General features: G+C 48.5%; 22 protein-coding genes. 4 read left to right on the top strand and 18 right to left on the bottom strand.

Annotation, left to right across the window (positions count from 1 at the left end; genetic code table 11):
* Positions 1-2: 2 nt before the first annotated feature.
* The gene (locus ACMGGP_RS20040; RefSeq protein ID WP_236352590.1) at positions 3-557 is read right to left on the bottom strand and encodes a hypothetical protein; all 555 of its coding nucleotides are present in this window, start codon (positions 555-557) and stop codon (positions 3-5) included.
* 1 nt (position 558) lies between these two features.
* The gene (locus ACMGGP_RS20035) at positions 559-1,272 is read right to left on the bottom strand and encodes a PFL_4669 family integrating conjugative element protein (RefSeq protein WP_110412185.1); all 714 of its coding nucleotides are present in this window, start codon (positions 1,270-1,272) and stop codon (positions 559-561) included.
* A 65-nt stretch (positions 1,273-1,337) separates the two neighbouring features.
* Between ACMGGP_RS20035 and ACMGGP_RS20030 the strand changes: the two genes are divergently transcribed.
* Entirely contained in the window at positions 1,338-1,526 is a 189-nt protein-coding gene (locus ACMGGP_RS20030) for a hypothetical protein (RefSeq protein WP_133846899.1), read from the top strand.
* 21 nt (positions 1,527-1,547) lie between these two features.
* Here ACMGGP_RS20030 and ACMGGP_RS20025 read toward each other — a convergent pair whose 3' ends face one another.
* From ACMGGP_RS20025 to ACMGGP_RS20000, 6 genes are all read right to left on the bottom strand, one after another.
* The gene (locus ACMGGP_RS20025; RefSeq protein ID WP_498798775.1) at positions 1,548-2,723 is read right to left on the bottom strand and encodes an STY4528 family pathogenicity island replication protein; all 1,176 of its coding nucleotides are present in this window, start codon (positions 2,721-2,723) and stop codon (positions 1,548-1,550) included.
* A gap of 83 nt (positions 2,724-2,806) precedes the next feature.
* Positions 2,807-3,055 (bottom strand): ParE family toxin-like protein, encoded by a 249-nt coding sequence (locus tag ACMGGP_RS20020; RefSeq protein WP_110412187.1) that lies wholly within the window; start codon positions 3,053-3,055, stop codon positions 2,807-2,809.
* 70 nt (positions 3,056-3,125) lie between these two features.
* Entirely contained in the window at positions 3,126-3,707 is a 582-nt protein-coding gene (locus tag ACMGGP_RS20015; protein WP_110412188.1) for a DUF2857 domain-containing protein, read from the bottom strand.
* Positions 3,697-5,274 carry a ParB family protein gene (locus tag ACMGGP_RS20010; RefSeq protein ID WP_498798774.1) on the bottom strand — a complete coding sequence of 526 codons (1,578 nt, stop codon included), beginning with the start codon at positions 5,272-5,274 and terminating at the stop codon, positions 3,697-3,699. The genes ACMGGP_RS20015 and ACMGGP_RS20010 overlap by 11 nt, the downstream gene beginning before the upstream one ends.
* The gene (dnaB-PI, locus tag ACMGGP_RS20005; RefSeq protein ID WP_110412190.1) at positions 5,271-6,650 is read right to left on the bottom strand and encodes an SPI-7-type island replicative DNA helicase; all 1,380 of its coding nucleotides are present in this window, start codon (positions 6,648-6,650) and stop codon (positions 5,271-5,273) included. The genes ACMGGP_RS20010 and dnaB-PI overlap by 4 nt, the downstream gene beginning before the upstream one ends.
* Before the next feature lie 48 nt (positions 6,651-6,698).
* Entirely contained in the window at positions 6,699-6,941 is a 243-nt protein-coding gene (locus tag ACMGGP_RS20000) for a hypothetical protein (RefSeq protein WP_110412191.1), read from the bottom strand.
* 268 nt (positions 6,942-7,209) lie between these two features.
* On the opposite strand from ACMGGP_RS20000, the gene ACMGGP_RS19995 reads away from it, so the two are divergent.
* Genes ACMGGP_RS19995 through ACMGGP_RS19985 form a run of 3 tightly spaced genes read left to right on the top strand, consistent with a single transcriptional unit; the run spans position 7,210 to position 8,623 of the window.
* Positions 7,210-7,785, top strand: a complete 576-nt coding sequence (locus tag ACMGGP_RS19995) for a helix-turn-helix transcriptional regulator (RefSeq protein WP_110412192.1) — start codon at positions 7,210-7,212, stop codon at positions 7,783-7,785.
* Entirely contained in the window at positions 7,767-8,237 is a 471-nt protein-coding gene (locus tag ACMGGP_RS19990) for a hypothetical protein (protein ID WP_133846897.1), read from the top strand. Before ACMGGP_RS19995 ends, ACMGGP_RS19990 begins: the two co-directional genes overlap by 19 nt.
* Entirely contained in the window at positions 8,237-8,623 is a 387-nt protein-coding gene (locus ACMGGP_RS19985) for an acyl-CoA thioesterase (protein WP_110412194.1), read from the top strand. The genes ACMGGP_RS19990 and ACMGGP_RS19985 overlap by 1 nt, the downstream gene beginning before the upstream one ends.
* A gap of 32 nt (positions 8,624-8,655) precedes the next feature.
* Here ACMGGP_RS19985 and ACMGGP_RS19980 read toward each other — a convergent pair whose 3' ends face one another.
* The 10 genes from ACMGGP_RS19980 to ACMGGP_RS19935 form a co-directional block, all read right to left on the bottom strand.
* Positions 8,656-10,428: a TraI domain-containing protein gene (locus ACMGGP_RS19980; protein WP_498798773.1), complete on the bottom strand. Its 1,773-nt coding sequence runs from the start codon at positions 10,426-10,428 to the stop codon at positions 8,656-8,658.
* A 51-nt stretch (positions 10,429-10,479) separates the two neighbouring features.
* Positions 10,480-11,895 carry a UvrD-helicase domain-containing protein gene (locus ACMGGP_RS19975; RefSeq protein WP_110412196.1) on the bottom strand — a complete coding sequence of 472 codons (1,416 nt, stop codon included), beginning with the start codon at positions 11,893-11,895 and terminating at the stop codon, positions 10,480-10,482.
* A 164-nt stretch (positions 11,896-12,059) separates the two neighbouring features.
* Entirely contained in the window at positions 12,060-12,992 is a 933-nt protein-coding gene (locus ACMGGP_RS19970) for a DUF1281 domain-containing protein (RefSeq protein ID WP_498798772.1), read from the bottom strand.
* Positions 12,993-13,093: 101 nt separating this feature from the next.
* Positions 13,094-14,080 carry an ArdC family protein gene (locus tag ACMGGP_RS19965; RefSeq protein ID WP_498798771.1) on the bottom strand — a complete coding sequence of 329 codons (987 nt, stop codon included), beginning with the start codon at positions 14,078-14,080 and terminating at the stop codon, positions 13,094-13,096.
* Between the two features lie 74 nt (positions 14,081-14,154).
* On the bottom strand, positions 14,155-14,751 hold the full coding sequence (locus ACMGGP_RS19960) for a hypothetical protein (RefSeq protein WP_110412199.1): 597 nt from the start codon (positions 14,749-14,751) through the stop codon (positions 14,155-14,157).
* Between the two features lie 69 nt (positions 14,752-14,820).
* Complete coding sequence (locus ACMGGP_RS19955) at positions 14,821-15,432, bottom strand: hypothetical protein (RefSeq protein ID WP_110412200.1); 612 nt, start codon at positions 15,430-15,432, stop codon at positions 14,821-14,823.
* An 81-nt stretch (positions 15,433-15,513) separates the two neighbouring features.
* Positions 15,514-16,122 carry a hypothetical protein gene (locus ACMGGP_RS19950; RefSeq protein WP_110412201.1) on the bottom strand — a complete coding sequence of 203 codons (609 nt, stop codon included), beginning with the start codon at positions 16,120-16,122 and terminating at the stop codon, positions 15,514-15,516.
* Between the two features lie 68 nt (positions 16,123-16,190).
* Positions 16,191-16,535 (bottom strand): hypothetical protein, encoded by a 345-nt coding sequence (locus tag ACMGGP_RS19945; RefSeq protein ID WP_110412202.1) that lies wholly within the window; start codon positions 16,533-16,535, stop codon positions 16,191-16,193.
* 13 nt (positions 16,536-16,548) lie between these two features.
* On the bottom strand, positions 16,549-16,890 hold the full coding sequence (locus ACMGGP_RS19940) for a hypothetical protein (protein WP_110412203.1): 342 nt from the start codon (positions 16,888-16,890) through the stop codon (positions 16,549-16,551).
* Positions 16,891-16,983: 93 nt separating this feature from the next.
* Positions 16,984-17,196: hypothetical protein (locus ACMGGP_RS19935; protein WP_498798770.1), on the bottom strand; the 213-nt coding region annotated here is incomplete at its 5' end.

Genomic DNA, 17,196 nt, shown 5'->3' with positions numbered 1-17,196 from the left:
GATTAACGGACCTTGCCTGAGGCGACTTGCTTAACTTCCGTCATCAGCTTTTCAAATGCGCTGCCGGTCAGGTGCGATGCCGACGGCGACCGGTATGTGACATAAGCGCGCGTGCCGGCTCCGTTTTTTTCCAGCTCAATCTCCATATGATCGTTGTCACCTACATCACTGCCCATTCGGTAAGAACTGCCCTGTACAGCTTCCCAGACCGGATGGCTGTCTTCTATCGCGGCAGCGGCCCAGCGGCTGTTACGGTCTTTATTGCGAATATGGGCGATCTCATCAGGGGTGACATAGCCGTAATGTCGCTTGAGACGGGCGGCGGCGGTATCGATGTCAACCGGCAGGCTGAATTCGCGGTTGACACTTTCTGTTGCTCCTGTTGACGCTTTTGTCATTACAGGCATGCCATTGCCTAGATCTTCGCCACCGCCACGCAGGGTTTTACTGACGCTGAAAGCGGTATCGCTGATGTTCTTGTTTATGGCGGCCAGCTCGGTGCCGGCACAGCCGGTAAGAAGTGCGCAGACGGCGCCGGTAATCAGTATGTTTTTCATGTCAGACATTCTCAGCAGGGGTTGTCAGAAGCGGGGAAAAAGAGGATCGCTTTTCACCGGAAAGGATGGCCGGATCAATTTTGCCAAGCTTTTCAGCTGCGGCGATGCCCCGGGCGGTGTTATTGCGGATATCGTCATAGGTCACCGGCACGGTTTTGTATCCCTGAATGACGCCGTAGACCTGACGCACGGCGTGACCACCAACGTTAAGGTACTGATCACGTTCCGACAGGGAAATCAGACCGTAATGGAATGCCTGGAAAACCTTGAGGGCTAGCTGGTCAAAGTGCACCAGGAGCCACACGCAGCGGTAGCCAAGAGGCGATCGGCTGAAGACATCCAGATTCAGGGGCTCAACGGATGAGACGTCAGACAGATTGATACCTGCCGGGATAGCCGAAAGGACGCGTTCAACCTTTTCAATGGTTTCATGTACCCGGTCGGTAGCGGCTTTAAGCGCATCCTCAAGACGTACGAGAACCTGATCGGCATAAGGGTTGCCGGCGGCAGAATCACGCCCGGCCAACCCTGCGCGCGCTATAGCCTGCGGCATGCCGATAATTTCTGGTCTTTTTTTACCCTGATTCGGTATTTCATCCCGGCGCCGGCCTTCCCACAGGCGAATGGCGTAGTGTGAATGCAGGTCGATAGAAAGTGATGACTGCAGGGCTCCCGAGCGGCGTGGTGCGGCCTGAGGGGTGGTTTGTTCGGCCATAGCTGTCTCCTGTTAGGCAAAGGCATCGATTATGCTGAAGGGGCATCCTCATTCCTGAGGAGCGAATGAACAATTCAAAATCAGTTTTCGGAAACAGAAAATTTCCGCAGGAACAGGAGTTTCGGAGCGGAGTGCTGCTTACGTTTCGTACTTTGTTGCAGGCTGCAACACTGCTCACTTTTCGTACTTTGTTGCAGGCTGCAACACTGCTTACTTTTTGTACTTTGTTGCAGCGTGCAACACTGAGCGCCTGACACTCCCATCCGGACGCTGACTTAGTCATTGTCAGAGCGGTCAGAATGAATGTGAGATCGCACACGCTTAATGATGTCCCGCACGCGGGCGTCATTAGTGACTTGCCGGCGTAAAGGCCGTTCGGACTGGACTGGCCGGTACTCAGGCCGGGCGGGTATAGGTTTAGCGATGGATTCCCTCTGCGGCTGGTAAAGCTCGCCCTTTCGGGCTTTCTTGAGCACGGTCAGCATCCATCCCACCGGATTTTGCAGAGTGCCATCTTTCATGGCCCTGGCGAGGTTTTGCAAAACCAGCAGTGCCTGCTCTGGCTGAAGCGCCTGAAGCTGTGCGCTCAGCATTTTATGGTCCTGCTCACTCAGCAGGCTGGCAAATTTCTCCGGCAAAGCAGACGACTGCTGTACGTATGTATTTTTAGTATTGTTATTAACAATACGTACGTAACTGTTCGGTTTCCGAACTCTGTTGTTTTCAGAGGCTTTTTTACCGGGTTCGGAATCCGAATCCGGTAATGTTTTATGGCCTTTTTCACCGGGTTCGGATTCCGAACCCGGATGCATTAACTGCATACGATTTTTCATGTCAGAGGGGTTTTGCGCTGCCCCCAGGCGCCCTTCTATAACCGCCAGGTGACTTCGGTGATGACGCATGGCGGGATCAAGGCAAACATCGTTGATAATGGTTTTCGCCGTCTGGCTTATTGTCTTATTGCTGTTAAAACACGCCTCCGCTACCGTCTGAAGCCAGCGAGGATCAAGTAACTCGGCATCTGCAAATGTCAGAGGTTCGTCATGCTGCGCATAAATGTTTCCCCTTATTCGTCCCTTTTCATCTCGGACGCGCTTACACAGGCTCAGCCAGCCGGTAATGCGCAGCATAAGCAATACCCGGCTGATGGTCTCTCTGGAGGCTTTACCTTTGCCCGGCGTTGCCAGCTGAAGCTGCAGATCGTCATAAGAAGGAAATACCGCGCCGTCGTTATGCTGGGCGTGCAGGCGAATAATTATCCAGGCCATTTTATCGAGAGGTGATAACCGGGTATCCAGCAACAATCGTCGGGGAAGTGCATCATGTACGTTACCCATAAACAGCAGCCCGCCGCGCGCAAAGTTATTTTGCTCTCCCGACTCACGCGCCTGCAGGCGGTCATTCATTTTTTTGACAGCGTGGCTAATCAGGCTGTCATCCGGAAGCTTCATTACTCTCCCTTATGCGGATCGTGGCTATAAAAAACACTTAGCGCTATGCCTGGAAGCGTACCGCTAAGCAGTCTCTCTCGCGTTCAGTTACGAATCGCAGTGTTGTATCTTTCATGATTCATCATTATCCAGGTCTGGCCTTCATCTCTGCTGAGTAAGCGCCAGAACGGGCCTATATCTATTTTGTAATAACCAGTCCGATTTTCATGGAGCAGCTTAAAGTTACGCTCTCCCTTATAGAAACCGTGTACCGCTCTGGCGGCCTTGTTGCAAATGGCAGATGGAGCCGTAGCCGGCGCTTTCAGACCCGGGATAATTTCATTTAGCTTCACGATGAGTCCCTTAGCTTACTTATTACAGTGAATGTTCATGCCCGCTCTGTCTCAAGCCGCGGGCAGGCTCTTATGCCATTCTTCGACTCGCAGCGGTCAGCTTTTCACTTTCCCATTTACGGATCGTATTCCAGACGGCGGTAAGCGGAATGTTCATTTCCTCAGCCGCAAGCAACATGATTTCAAGGCCTTCTTCCGTGTCGCAGGAGACCGCCTTGCCGCTGTTATCCCAAATCGACCAGAGCCGGGCGCTCTCATCGTCAGATATGACCGTTCCACGACCGGCACGAACTTTTATGCCGGCAATGCGGCGGCGGGTAGCAACTTCGCTGCTTGGTAGGCCAAAGAAGTGGGACAGCAGCGCAATTGAGCCACCCAAGGCCAGGGCACGATCGAGCCTTTTAAGCCGTGTCTGCTCTGTCCGCGCCTGATTCAGCAGCCGGCTGAGGTTTTCATGGTTTATCTGGAACGACAGCACAGAAACCTCACTGTTACAGATGTAGTGAATATCCTCGATCGTCATATCCTTGAGTGCGGCAATTTCCTCCCCAGTCAACCCCATTTTGTCACAGCGACGAATGAAACCATTTTTAAGCTCCATAACGAGATCGAGCAGAAAACCGTTAGCAGCGCGGGATAAATTAGTGTTCATTGTGCAACCCTTCAGTTGTTAAGGCATAAGTCGGAGCAGCGGCCTGTCGCTGCAGTTCGCGGAGGCGACGAAGCACCCTGACCAGGCGAAATAACGTCAGGGTCATATCGTCATTGAGTAAAGGAGGATGAGATTCAGATGTACCGATCAGCAGATTTACAACGAGCTCCATATTCACGGTGTCAGCACCGGTGCCAGTGAGCGAAGCCAGAAGTAGTGCAGCTGGATGTGAAGTTTCTGCAGATGCCATACGATAACCTAGGGCGTTTTCGTCTTCGCTCGCCGGCTCGAAACCTTCAGCACAGCCTAACGCTTCGCTGATATCCCAGCACAGTCGATAGGCCATGCTTTGCAGATGTTCGATATCGTCCTGAAGGGCATTTATTTGCCAGAAAGAAACATCTGATTGGTTATTTGCAGTGAATTCAGCTGACTGAGGGGATTGTCCATCAGTTGCAGTATGTGTTTCAAACGCTGAGGAAGCGACTTCTGCATGTACAACCGGAGATGACTCGCTTTGAATATCATCAAGCAAATCAGAGGCTTTAGAGGGAGTCTTTTCTTCTGTAATGTGGAGTTCGTTATTTCGCGGTATATCAGCAGCGATTAGTTCAACCTCTGTTTCTGCCGTATGAGCAGCTGCCTCATCATTGGCCCCAACAATTGGCACGACTGACGCTTGAGGTTGATGCAAGACCTCCTGATCAAGATCCCCAGCGTGTAACATTGGTTTTCTGGCGTCTCGAAGTTCCAGCAGCCAGCGGTCATAGTCCATTTCATCATCAGGCAGCGCATCAGTCAGATCACCAATAAGCTCGTCAAGGAACATGTCCTGAGACCAGCTTTCAGGATCGTCGAATTTTTGGCAGCAGCCGCCGTACACCTCTGCGAAGGTTTTAACAGGCTCAATGCCTTTATTAAGGCAGCAGTTGTCCCATACTTTTTCGGCACTTTGCCTGAGCGACAGAAGCTGGTTGATACTTTCTCGTTTAAAACCGGATGTCAGCAGGGTCGGCATCCAGGGAAAAAGATGCTTCAGAGTGTCTTCCATCCGACTTATTGTGGAATAGTGAACGGGCAGACCTTCCTTCGCCAGAATAGCTGACAGCTCACGTAAGGTTGCTTTTCGGCCAACCGTTTCCTCGTGAATTTTTCGGACATTCTGCACGCCAAAAGCTTTATCGATAAATGTCAGTGACCCGCGCCCTTCATTTTCGGCCAGATGGCCAACCAGGCAATTTAATCTGCCAGGCCAGGGTTTAATGGCGCATAAAATCTCATTGAACCGGCTTTCACCCGTTTCTTCCCAAAGCTCTTTAAGAATTGCATACCGGGTATTACCCCCGTCACTGAACGTCCATATCCCATCAGGATGGCGTGGGTCACGAGTAACAATCGGCACGGAGGCAAGTCCGCGAGCCCTGATTGACTCTTTTATATAGTCGAAGCGCGGATTACGCGTTTTGCGCGGATCGTCAGGATTAGGACGTAACTGATCAAGCGTAAACACCCGCGTAAGAGTGCTTTCTACTCCAGCAATTGAACTTTCAGGCAGGATTTTTTTCATCGGTACTGCTTCCTGTCATCGTATCCGAGGTCATAACTGCCTTCAGGGTACTCAGAAAACAGCGTGTATTTTCCATCAAACTGCACTTTCAGGGTTCCGGTTGGCCCCTGGCGCTGTTTACTGATGATGATCTCTGCCTGCCCTGGACAGTTAGTGTCGGCGTTATAAACCTCATCCCTGTAGATAAAGCTAATCAGGTCAGCATCCTGCTCAAGCGCGCCGGAATCACGAAGATCGCCATTATTAGGGCGTTTATCAGCGCGTTGTTCTACCTGACGATTAAGCTGGGAGAGCGCAAGCACCGGGCAGCCGAGTTCTTTGCCCAATGCCTTAAGAGAACGTGAAATCTCGGCGATTTCCTGCGTGCGGTTCTCCATGCCAGGACAACGTACCAGCTGCAGATAATCGATCATGATGAGTGAAGGCTGCCCGTACTTACGGATATAACGGCGCGCACGGGTACGAAGCGTTGCCGGGGTTTGGGCGCTGTTATCATCGATGATAAGTCGATTGCGCCATTCGGCCAGTTCGTGAGCCCCTTTACTAATGAGATTCCATTCAGTGTCACCAAGATCACCGCTGCGCAGACGACTAAGCTCTACCTTGCTACGCATGGAAAGCAGCCGCATCATCAGCTGTTCGGTAGGCATTTCAATACTGAAAATGAAAACGCTTTTTTTCGGTCGTCCCAGCAATGCGCCAATGCACCAGCTCAGCGCCATAGAGGTTTTACCCATTGATGGCCTGGCGGCCAGCAAAATCAGATCCCCTGGCTGAAGTCCGCAGGACATGTAATCCAGCGCTGCCATACCTGTTGGAGTGCCGGTTATAAAATTGTCTGATCCTGTAACTGATTCAAGTTTGCTAAGCAGTAAGTCCAGCGCTTCCGTTACTTCAATCTCTTTTGCATTCTGAAAAACGCCCTGCTCACTTAGTTTGAAAAGGGCATTTTCAGCATGCTCTGCAACCTCCGGCGCGCTAAGGCGATGGTGATGCACGTCGGCAAGAATGGCATTGCCAACCACAAGCAGCTCCCGTAAACGACTTTTCTCCACCATGACGGCGGCATAGCCCATAATGTTGGCAGCTGAAGGGGTATTTTTAGAGAGTTCCGCCAGATAAGCGAAACCGCCACAGCGCTCAAGATCATTACTGCGCTCCAGTTTCTCGCTAAGCGTGATCAGATCAAAAGGCTGGGACGCGGCAGACAATGTAGACATAGCCATATAAATGGCGCGATGCCCGGAAATGAAGAAATCTTCCTTCTTCAGCAGTAGATTGACGTCATCCCATCGATCATTTTCCAGCATCAGCGCACCAAGCACGCACTGTTCTGCCTCAGTCGAAAAAGGTATATCAGTAGCTTTTTCAGGCATGAAATTCCCCTCTACCGTCAAGTAGATATAAAGAAGTAAACAATCAGATTATTTAGTTTTGCGGGCCGTTATTTCATTCACGTAAATATCTAAATAACGGTCGATCAGGCCTTGTACGAGCTTTGATGACGTCATAACTCTTCCGAACGCGGAGCCGGCTGACATAGCAGCCTGCTCGGTTTTGACTCGTCTTGCGGGACCTATGTAAACCAGAGGGGCTAATTTTTTATCGTTTTCGAGCGAGGGCATAGCTTCTGACTCCTTGTTAAGTTTTGTTGTGGAATTAGCCATAAATAAAATTCCATATGAAAACGAACTGAGCCCCTGAAATTTTAATGCGCTGCCATTTAAACCGCGCTAACCCTCGCTCAAACAGGTGTGTGTGTTAAGAAAGAGCAATATTATGATAATGTTAAACACTAAATACCTTTAGTGTTTACATATTAACATTACTGATGAAAAAAACGCAATTATTTTGCGTTCGATTGTTTTTTATTTACCTTTAATGCTTATAAATTTCCTTTAAAATCATAAAATTAATTAGCCTCATGGTGTGTGCATGTTAGATACGATTGGGAAGCGGCTTAAATGCTGTAGAGCTGCAACCGGCACTTCTCCTCAGGAGTTAGTTGCCTATGTTCATGAAAAAAAACTGGACCTGTCTTACACTTCTTACACACGCTGGGAAGCCGGCAGTGCTTTTCCTGTCAAAAAAATCCAGGCACTCAATGTGATTGTTGAATTTTTCAACAATCATGGGCTTCATGTTGAAACGGAATGGATCTTAACTGGCGAAGGATTTCCTCCTCAGTTTGCTGAATACACCACGCTAGACGAAGACACTCTTTTTATACTTGCAAGCCGGCAGCTGGCTGACGTCGAGCTAATACAAATTGGCGGCGTCTATGGTGAGCCGTATGTAAATTTCGGAGAGTTCTGCATTGTATCTAATGAGATAAATATCGACCCTAATAATGGTAAGTTGTGTTACATCAGGCATGCTGATGGAATAAAGATAGGGGTTATCTTAGTTTTGGATGAAGATACAATTCAGATTCAAGGCAAAGAAATAATAAATGTAAAAAAAGAGAACGTAATAGAGTGTCGGAGAATAAAGTGGATTCAAAAGAAATAAAAATTAACTTCCATCGTTGTAGTAACGAGGTAATTAATTTTTTAGATAAATTTGAGCGAACCACATACGTATCTACCTTACTTGTAGAGAATAATCTGATCTCTGCTCATCAGAGCAATGGTTACGCAGATTGGGATAACAAGTTTTATTATGAAGGTAAATACAAAGACAGTCTTCTGATAAAAATAGGTATAGAATTAACCAAGATACGTAAGGGTGATGTTAGCACCGTTATATGGGATGAAGCCCTTAAGATTGACAAAGATAATATTATCGACAAACAGCGTCGCGAGCATAATATTTATCATGGCATAAGTTTTATTTACGGCATTGAGGACAATGTAAGTATGGCCCTCAATGTCTGCACTGGAGAAGACACATCGCAAAAGGAGTTTGAAAATTTGATGCTCCCAATGCGCTTTGCGCTTCTGAATTATTTTAAGGATTTATAATGTTTACTAAAAATTTTACTGTTGACGAAAAACATGTTGATTTTCAAGGTGTTGTTGACGGACTTTACTATCCGTTCTATATGGAATGGACGCGCCATGCGTTTATGAAAGATGAGCTTGGTCTGGATCTGGAGCAGGAATTCACTGAAGGTAGAATTCACATGATTCTTGAGTACACGATGAAATTCAAGAAAAGCCTGCAAAAAGGTGATGAAATGCAGGTCACATGCTCCGTTGCGGAAAATGAAAAAAAGAACCGTATCAACTTCGTTCAGCAGATATTAGTAAATGGTTCAGTGTACGCAGAGGCTGTATTTGTAGCAACCTGCCTTGTTAAAGGGCGCCCGTCTGTCCCTGATGTCGTAAAAAACGCTCTCGCTAATTGATATTAAGGGAATCCGTTCGGATTCCCTATTAACTAAACATCTATAAATATATATTTTCCATCCACACCGGTAAGCCCCTCCCTCCCTAATACCTTTGAAGACTTCAACATATAACCGCTCTTTTTCTTAAACTTCCCCTGAAATTCAACCTCTTCATATATACGAGCCCTGAAAAAACGATTATCATTTTTAGAATGTAAAATATTCATTTTCTCTATTGCTGATTGTACTTTCCTTTTATCTACTTCAAGAGAGTTAGAATTGATGAATTTGAATATGGTGTCGGGTAACGATACGAATAAGAACCCACTTACTGTATGCACTAAGCTTTCATTCTCATTAATACTCAGGTCTCCGCTTTCAATTCCATCTGATAGCCATGAAATAAACTGGGGACCTAAATCATTAATGTTATTTATATTATTTTTTGGTTCTTCAATGACAGATTTAAGGTTTCCATTATTTAATTTTTCCTTAACGCAAATTTCCAGATCTCCATCCTGGGCAACAGTATCTTCCAAGTCTAAATTATTGCTTTTTACTGTAGGATCAATGGCTAGGCATGCCTCCTTTAGGAGAGGTACTGGCTTCAGTTTTGACTCCTGCGAATTTTCCGAAAAATCGGGTGCGTTAATAGGCATTTCAGCATGGTGATCTGTGTCTAATCCTTTGTCGTCATTATCGTTATCAACAGCAAACATGCTAAGTAAAAGAGCAGTGTCGTCCTCCGGAACCTGAGCAGCGTCCTCCCACACCTTTTGCTCTGGCTCTGTATTTTCTATGCTTTGTTGCAGTTTTTCTGGTACCAGATTTAGGTCAGTTTCAGAATGTGGTAAAGCCGATGAGAGCAAAGCGTCCATATTTTTTGCAAGTTCTGGATTAGCAGATAGAGCATCCCCTGAAGATGTCGAGCCGAGTTGGTGACTCTTCGCAATGCTTACATCAATTGCAGGTTCCAGACTCGCTCCTGAAGCTGTCAGACTTAGCGTATCTTCTAAGCCTGGAATCGGCGATGTCTCCTTCGTAGAAGGATGACTTTCTGCAGTCGTCAGTGTGTTGTCTAAAACACCTGGAGCACGCAATTCAGGTGAGCGCACCAGTTCCCTTGCCTTTGCAATGATCTCCTCAATTAAAGGTATTCCACTTATCCCCTGATGCATCAGAAGAGTCATAGCCCCAAAAGCAGCAGGTTTGGAAGAAAGCCATAAAACTCCGTCTTGCGGCAAAAGTCGGGCGGCGATAAATGTTGCTAATGGCTGTCCACTGGCATTGCCGGCATCTTTAGCAATATTCCGGAACCTGAAAATACTGTCTGGTGCTTTAACCCCGGGAGGCCAGGAACTACCATCCAAAAGCTCGCCTTCGTAGTGAGCCAGTAATGGCAGATGATGGAATAAAGCCGCCCAAAAAATCACAGCATTCCATAAAGAATTTTGCGCCGCCTGCTCCTCAGGAGCAGCTCCGGGTGGAAACATATACCCCTTCGCTAATCTGACGCTATAAGCTGTAAACTTGATCGTCAAATCAAGATATCCGCCTTCTGAGCTCCATTCTCCAGCTGAAGTGGCTGGGACATTCTGGGTAGCTTGCGCGAGCGTTCTGAGGGGTTCCAGATAAAGTCTTTCATACACATTTTCAGGAAGCGAAGTATTATCCCAGAGCTGTTTTAAAAGCTTTTTTCGGTGTGGCAAAGCCAGCAACTCAGCGCCTGTGGAAGGGGTAAAGTATCCTGAAGGAGATTTTTTTGCTGAACTGTCTTCAGCTGCATCCTTACCTGAAAATAAATTTTTCAGCTTGTTTAACATACTGAAATCCTGAGAAGTTGGTGTTGGTTCGTATGAGCTATACAGAGGGATTTATGGTGTTTTTTTGACGACTTGCCTGACTATTTCATTGAGGATCAGCATTTTTCTGGCTCGTGTCGCTGCAACGTACAGCAAGTTCAGCTCATCTCTTCTGTCTTCTGCGCTTATCAGCGGATTATTGATGTCATTAAAATCGTCGTTAAGAACAACCGTATCCCATTCCAGGCCCTTACTGCGATGAGCCGTTACTACTGTTAAATCCGCGTCGCTTTCGTTATGTGCTATCTGTCGCTTCAAAATCACGAGTTTCTGCGGAAGTGGAAAGTACATTTCCAGCAGCTTTATAGCCTGCCCCATATCTGCATCTTTTGTAGCTTTTGCTATCGCTTTGTACTCATCAAAATCCCTGTAATCTTTGGTAAGCAGCGACTTTTGCATTCGCTCAGGCATATCAACAGAGAACCAATATAAATCCTCCAGATCCTCGACCCGATATCCTTCGATACCGCCTATCCATAAGACCCTTTTTCCTGAAAGGCTTGCCGTAAGCGCTACCCCAATAACGCCGGCTATCGTTCTGCTGATCACACAGTGATGCTCTGCATTTTCCGGAAGCGTATCAGCAATACTGTCTTCACCACCGCAGCCAGTGACTTTCCGTTTTTCTCCTGCCTCTCTCAATAATGCATTTGCCACTTCTGCTACAGCCGGTCCAAACCTAAAGCTGTTTGTTAGCCAGAGTCGATCTGCGTCTGCCAGCTCAGTAGCATTAAGAGCATTTTCAGCCCCCCTGAAACGGTAAATCTGTTGATACTGGTCACCGACCAGAATGACGCTACATCTCTGATTAAGCACAAAATGACTGGTCACGGGATTTGCATCCTGAGCCTCATCAAAAAGGATGAGATCCCATTTCAAACTAAGATCTGGAGTTGAAAGCTGGAATAATTTCAGATAGGTATCGTGTGTGACGGGAAAGCGGGAATCAGAGCAGCTCATTTCTCGCCATAAAACCTGTACGGCGCCCAAAATTTTGCCAGCATCAAGGCCGCTACGATCGTTCTCATCAGGCAAATGAGCAAGACTCGGAGCTAAATCAGCACTGTAGAGAAAGTTATTCAGCGAAGTGAGGCATGCTTTTGCAAGAGGCCAGTATCGTGAGTTCAACAGCTTTGCAACGTCGGTTATGCGAAGAGACGTTGTAAGTCGATGCTGAAAGAAACGACCGAACTGGGACCAGGCAAGCTGATGCGACGTTTTGCATTCAACATTGAAAGGAAAACGGCGTTCAGCCTCATCCCGGATGGCACGGTTATATGCCAGATACAGCATTCGCCGTTCCGGGTTCGCTCTGGCAAATGCTTCAAGCGTTGATGTTTTTCCGGTTCCGGCAAAAGCACCCACGACAAGCTTGTTTCCCGTCCACGTAATGATTCTTTCCTGTTCGGGAGTCTGTTTAAAAGACATAGCTCGGCAACCTCTAACAATGGGTAGTCTCAAGGCTGACGGTTTTCAGGGCAATAAACGACCATAAACTGAATGTTGAGATTGAACATTTTCTTCTTCCGCTTTTTTCCTGATACAGGACAATAAAAAAACGCCTCCGAGGAGGCGTTATGGTTCAGGCAGCGTTATGAAGCGGTGAACAATGACTGCGCACTGTCCACGGTTTCAGGTTCATCCACATTATCAGGAACGACCACCTCTACTTCCGCGGCCAGTTCGTCAATGGTGACTTCGCCGCTGCTGACGTGTTGCCCACGATCGTAGCAATCGAAACCTTCCAGTTCATGGGCTGGCTCGCTGTACCAGTGACGAATCTCGCAATCGAACATAGCCGATAGCGCGGCCACTGATTCACCGGACGGTGGAAACCAGGGTGAGTCGAAGGACAGTTTTATGCTGTTTATCCCTTCACGCTGAAAGCGAACGTTATGGCCGGCGGGCCATTCCATTCCGTACAGCCGACAGTAAAGACTGGTTGCCGTAGACATACCGGCCAGCAATCCGCCGCTCCCGTTTATCTCAGCCGCAAGCCGGCTGGGAATAATCTGCAGCAGATCGCAGGGCTGGGATCGTTCGGGTAACTGCCCGAGTTTTTCCCAGCACAACGCAAAGTCAATGTCTCGCGAAAGGGACGCTACACCAAACCAGTCGGCATACCGATCTTCCATGAGCCTGCAAATCTGTCTGCGCGACAACTCTGGAATGCTTTCCCACTTTATGGCGCCAATACCCGACTGATGATAAACACGATTTATCAACCGGATATGATGACCGTCCAGGGGTACGTCTTTTTTCAGATATTCCAGCCACTGTTCATATGCCTGATTAGCCAGCGTATTCTGCCCGACCCCAAGTTTTATAAGCTCCGGGAAGGGTGAAAAATGTGCCGTTTTAACGGGGCGGAGCAGGCCGCTATAGCCAGCAAGAAAAATTTTTATGCTCTGCATAACGGCATGACGGTAAAGAGGTTCTGTTTCGCCTTTTATCCATTCCTCCGCAACGGCCAGAAGCGGAGATTTACCGGTAATTTCAAAATGATTTCTGCACCAGTCAGACATGGTTGATTTCCTCTCAGGTAAAAAAAGAGGGCATCATCCCGTGAGGAATAATGCCCTCACGGGATGGCAGCGCACGAAGTGAGCGCTACCGGTTTGGTTAATTAAGCAGCCTGGGCCGCTTTTTCAGTTGACTGCAGTAAAAAATCTGACGCTTCTCTCGCGTGCCGGCAGGCACGAAAAAGGGCTTTTTTGTCCTCTTTTAGCGCCTTCAGCCAGGAGTCGATATAGCTTTCGTGCTGGACCTCACCATAAACGCCAAGATGGGCGCAGAGAAACGCGCTGCCCATTTCGGCTATCAGCTCCTCAAATGCATAAACCGGATCGCCAAACTTTCTGGATGATTTGGTTATGCCTTCGCGGTTGAGTCGTTTCTCATGGCCTGATGCATGCACCATCTCATGCAGCAGCGTGGACCAGTAATCGGCCTCGGTAAAAAATTGCTTCGCCTCCGGCATCACAATTCTGTCGGTGCCAGGGCTGTAGTAGGCGCGATCCTGTAAACGAATGCTGATAGCCACGCCTGCGGCATCGATCAGTTCCATTATTCGCTGTTCGGTCGGCCAGTGAAGCCCGCCCTGCTCATCTTCATCAGGGGAGGCATGCGGTATATCAACAGCAGATTCGGGTAACCCGTCACACTGATCGACGTTAAACAGGAAGTTGGGCTTTATCATCACCCGCGACTCCATCAGCGGATTACCTTCGGCATCGAAACGCAGGTTTCCACTGAGATCTTCAGCCTGTTTTTCAAAAGGCTTGAAGATAACGGCCTGCGCGCAGGTTTCACCCTTGCGAACCTGGCCGCCCATGTCCTGAGCCTGTTTGTACGTCACCCAGCGATCCGTTTTGTAACCCTTCTCTTCGGCCTCAAGCCAGAGAAGCAGAACGTTAACACCGCTATAGGCGCGCCCCGTCGATGCATTGACCGGCAGGGGGCCTGTGGCGGCGTACTTCTTTGTCGTGCGCCATGGTTTTTTCCAAGGCGTTACGCCTTTCTCAAGTGCTTCAACAATGCGATCCGTTACCTTCTGATAAAGATCGACGGTTTCTTTTTTCTTTGCGCGACGCGCTTTGATTGGTTTTTTCACGGGATACTCCTTCAGTAAAAAAAGGGCGTATCCCTCCCCTGATGGGCGAGAAATACGCCCATCAGGGAAAGTGGTTAACGCACCGGAGAAATGATCTTTCCGTCGGCGGTTATGCTGTTTAGTCGCAACCGGAGTTGTCGCCTGGAATGATAGAAAGCGTGGCGGTCTTGCCGCTTACTGTCAGTAAAAATTGCTTCTTCAAGCATTGAAGCTGCCGAACCGAACCACCGGGCCCGCTCTTCGTCGCAGCTGCAGTCACAAAAATCCGAAGTCCTCATCAGGTCCATCCGTTCACGGAACAGCCCGAGTTTACGCTGACTGAGCCAGCTGATGGTTTTGCGCTTCAGCTGATAGGGTGAACGGACAGATAGAACAACCACCTTGTCTGCCGGCGTTATGGGACTGAAAAAGGCCGGGTCATCTACAGTGAGATCGTACGTCTCAGAGATCTGACCAAAATTCAGTTCTACCTGCACGCCCGGGTCGGCACTCCCACCGCTGTATTCAAGGGCATAAATGCGCTCTTTGCGGTAGAAAAGCTGACCGGGTAATCCGTTCCTGAATTCCAGGAACAAACCTTCCTGCGAACAGATAACAAGCCTGACTGACATAGCCTGATGGTAGGTTTCATGAAACAGCTGCGCGAGCGCGTCACTGTTGAAAGTAAACATAGGATCACCTGCTGTAATAGCGGGATCTGTCTCCTTCCGGAGAGCAAATCCCGGAAGGATGGGTATAGGTCAGTCGTTATGCTGCTGAGAAAGCCAGAACTCAATGCCTGATATAGCTTCCCACTCTTCAGTGGTGATCTGCTTGCCGGGACCGGAGGTTTTTACCAGCAGCAGGTGTTCAATTGCGCCAGGTATAACAAACGATGCCGGTATTTTTTCAGGTGCTTTGGTAAACATATCCATATTCCATGCCAGCCATCGCTGCGCGAAAAGCCAGCTTTTTGGACAGGAACTGGTTATGTGATAGCTGTCCGGGCATAGGTTATGCAGAAGAACCAGCACGATGCGCACAAATAAATCCTGTTTGCATCGCTGGCTCTCGACTTTGCGGTACGGCCGAAAATTATCCGAAAGTGTCTGCCTGAGGTAGAACGGATTAAGGCAGTAGCCTTCACCGTCCTTATGGTTGAACGTGACTGAACCCTCTTCGTCAAAAAGTTCTGACGCGCGGTTCATGTCAAAACCCAGCTGCTTATAAGGCCGGAGCTGAGCGGGAAGAAGCCAGAATGCTTCTTTAACTGCGTCGGTAAATCTGAACCACTGTTCATCATTTATGGACGCTCCCTGCTCAAACTGGTAAACGCCTGGAAGGACCAGAGGCTCGGATGGTGTATGTGTCATGGTGAATCTCCATTAAAAATGGGGATTTACCGCCCACAGGGAGGTAAATCCCCGTTGGGTTAAGTTAAAACGATTGCCGGATCAGCGTTTGCGGGTTTTCTGTTCTTCGAGTGTGAACTCAAGTTCTGAAACCAGTCCCCAGTCAGCCGTCGTAAACGGACGTTCACCCCCGGAAACGCTTCTGATAAGCAGTTCATCAGCTGCGCCGGTAATGAAACCTTCCGTGCTGAAAGGCTGAGGAGCATTACTGCCACCAATCAGTTGGTGACGTATTGCCCAGCGAACAGGAAGCGCCCAGCTGACGCCGCCAGCTGATGACGTTATCTCAAAGCAGCCTGAGCAATGGTGATACAGCATTAGCAGCGCAATGCGCGTGAAAAAGTCGATGGGCTGACCTTCCGTTTCAATACGCAAATCAGGGTTCATATCCAGGGTAAACATCACGCTTTTGGATATGTAATTCCCTTCGTCTTTTCCACCGAATTCAAAAGCATCGGGGTGAGTAAACATCATAGATGCACGTTCCAGACGTGTACCGTCAGTTGGCGAGCACGGACGGAGATGTACCGGTAACAGCCAGAATGCTTCAGTGACCGCCAGGGTAAAACTGTGCCACTGGCTAGGGGATATCCATTCGCTCTGCTTCACGGTATAGGTAACGTGTTGGGGCGGTACGGAGATTGGTGTCATGATAAATCCTCAAAAAAAGGGGATTTATCCCCCTGATGGGGAATAAATCCCCACAGGGTTAAGTCAGATTAGAAAGATTCTAATCGGCTAATTGCCAGATCGCCCAAGCCTTCAGAGCGTCCATTTAAGGAAATCCGTTCATGCAAAGAGCGGTCAAGCCTGATGCTCATGGCACGGATGGAGTCAACCAAATCAGCACAGCCAGAACTGAGAAAACGATCCTGAACCATACCGAACTCAAGGTTGTATATGACGTTGATCTGAACAGCTATCGTGAAGGGCAGCTCACCGTATAGGTGCACCTGCTCGTCAAGGTCGTCCAGACCAAATCGCTGATAGGCTAATGCCGTAAGCATGTCGCACTCGTATTTAGCTAACTGCAGCATATCTGCCAGGTTTGTTGAAATAGCCATATTCCACGTCCCTTTACTGATATGCATAACGCAGGTTTGCCATCTGATTCGCCAGCTTCAATGCAAAACGGCGAGCCTGACGGTAAGAGCGGAATACCTCATCCGGCTTTTTCAAAGAACCAAACCGGTGATTACCGTAAAACGTGCCGGAACGAGTAAGTATGCCGGCCGTCCATTTTCCTGAAGGTAACTGATGAACCTGAACCTTAAAGCTGAGTGAGCCAGTTCGGTTCGTTATCCACTCTTCTTTTGTTTTGCCGGCCACAACGCGATCCCGCAGGGATAAAGCTGCAGCGAAGGCTGCTGAAAAGATGCCTTTTATGGAAAGGGAGGTTGGTAATAAAAGGGTAATCATGGTGTTTCTCCTGTAAAACGGGAAACACCTGCCCTGTCGGGAAAGATGTTTCCCGAGGGGGTCCGCTGAGCGGATGGATGGTTAAGAAAGTAATCAGTCCTGACGCGTTAAGACGGTAAGTGTCGCCAGTGCTGACGTTGCCATTTGCGCCGTTTTACGGGCCGCTCTGAACGTATGAAACTCACCGTGACGGCTGTGCACAAATGCTTCCGACGGCTGTCCGTCGATCATCTTACGGGCCATAACAATGGCGTGGTAACGACGATCGTCAAACCAGACGTGGGAGCGGTATTCATGCAGACCGGA

Origin of the sequence: Curtobacterium sp. BNK-1, from assembly GCF_048685235.1 — a bacterium.
GTDB classification, from domain to species: Bacteria; Pseudomonadota; Gammaproteobacteria; order Enterobacterales; family Enterobacteriaceae; genus Pantoea; species Pantoea agglomerans.
The sequence above is the reverse complement of the archived record's forward strand: the minus strand, read 5'-3'. Positions and strand labels throughout refer to the sequence as shown.